Source organism: Pseudomonadota bacterium (assembly GCA_022361155.1).
Taxonomy (GTDB): domain Bacteria; phylum Myxococcota_A; class Polyangia; order Polyangiales; family JAKSBK01; genus JAKSBK01.
In genome coordinates this window covers 1-1658 of record JAKSBK010000585.1, presented here as the reverse complement: position 1 = coordinate 1658, position 1658 = coordinate 1, and the positions used below count along the sequence as shown (strand labels likewise).

Sequence of the window (1658 nt, the reverse complement as noted above, 5' to 3'; positions counted from 1 at the left end):
GAAAGCTCCAACGGCCTGCGGCTGCCCGGACAGCTTCGATGAACTCCGTCGCGGTCATGCCGGCTGGAAGCCGGGCGGTTGCCACGTGGATGGGAATCTCGGGATTCAGCCAGCGTCGCTTCCACGGCTCTTGACCGAGCGTGACCGTTGGCGCCGTGAGACCGAATGCAAGGCACAACACGAAAATCGCCCGCTCCCGGTCGATATGAAGCCCTCGGGTCAAGTTCGGCCGCCGTGGTGTCTGGATGCGCGATGCTCCGGAGATTGCTTCGCTCACGCAGTGATGGCATTCTACCAAGCACGATGGGGCGAGGGGTCTTACTAATGGCAGCGCTGCTCGCACTAGCCGGGTGCGGCTACAAGTCGAACAGCGCCGCTGCCGGCGCTTCGGGAAGCGCTGCCGGCGGTGGCGACCCCGTCGCAGGTTCCGTGAGCGTCGGCGGGAATCCGGCAGGGACCGGCGCCATGTCGGGTACCAGCGCTGGTGTGGCCGGTACGCCGGGCGGGGGCGGCATGGGCGGTACGGGAATGGCAAGCGGACCCTGGAGCAAACGCTTTGGAGGCCCGGGCCCCGACGCGAACAACGACCTTGCCGTAGATGCTGCGGGTAACGTCGTGTTGACCGGCTCTTTCGAGGGTACGGTGGACTTCGGGGGCGGCATCCTCTCGAGCGAAGGCACGAGAGACATCTTTGTCGCCAAATATGATCCGGCCGGAAACCACTTATGGAGCAAGCGGTTCGGGGGTAGCGGCGGGAGCGCCTCGGGGGTGGCTATTGCGGCCGACCTGACGGGCAACATCTTGCTTACCGGAAAGTTCGAGAAGTCGGTGAATTTCGGGGGTGGAAGACTCTTGAGTGGCGGCGGCGGAGACGTCTTTGTCGCCAAACTCAGTGCCGGCGGCAACCACCTGTGGAGCAAAGCCTTCGTGAGCGCGAGGGCCTCCGGCTGGGGGATCGCAGCAGACAGCGTGGGCAATGTCTTGGCCAGCGGCTTCTTTTTCGGCACGCTGGACCTCGGAGGTGGCCGCCTTACAGCGGCCGGTTTTGGCCAAGACGTTTTCGTCGCTAAGTTTGGCCCGGACGGCACCCACCTGTGGAGCAAGCGGTTCGGAGGTACGGGAAACGACGGCATCCGAAGACTTGCAATAGACCTCGCTGACAACATCCTGCTCACGGGGCTGTTCCACCACAGCATTGATTTCGGCGGCGGCTATCTCGCGAGCGCCGGCAAGAACGATATCTTTGTCGTCAAGTTAGACCCGGGCGGCGCCCACCTGTGGAGCCGGCGCTTCGGAAGTGCGCTTGGCGATGGAGGTTGGGGGATCGCGGCGGACAGCGCGGGGCGTGTTGTGCTCAGCGGATATTTCAGAGGTGCGGTGGATTTTGGCGGGGGCGCCCTCAAGAGCGCGGGCGACGCGGACGCTTTCGTGGCCCAGTTCGCTTTGGATGGCACCCACCTGTGGAGCCAGCGCTTCGGAGCAGCGGGTGCCGATAACGCAGCCAGCATCGCAGTGGACGGAATGGGCAACATCCTGCTGACGGGTTATTTCAACGGCGTCGTCGCACTTGGGGGCACCACCCTGGCAAGCGCGGACGACCACGACGGCTTCGTAGCCAAGTTCGCTCTGGATGGCACCCACCTGTGGAGCCGGCGTTT

Annotated in this window: 2 protein-coding genes; one reads left to right on the top strand and one right to left on the bottom strand. The window is 64.4% G+C overall.

Annotation, left to right across the window (positions count from 1 at the left end; all coding sequences use genetic code 11):
- On the bottom strand, positions 1–277 hold a 277-nt coding region (locus MJD61_22115), incomplete at its 3' end, for a hypothetical protein (GenBank protein MCG8557954.1).
- A 47-nt stretch (positions 278–324) separates the two neighbouring features.
- On the opposite strand from MJD61_22115, the gene MJD61_22110 reads away from it, so the two are divergent.
- Positions 325–1658 (top strand): SBBP repeat-containing protein (locus tag MJD61_22110; protein ID MCG8557953.1); only part of this gene is annotated, 1334 nt, incomplete at its 3' end.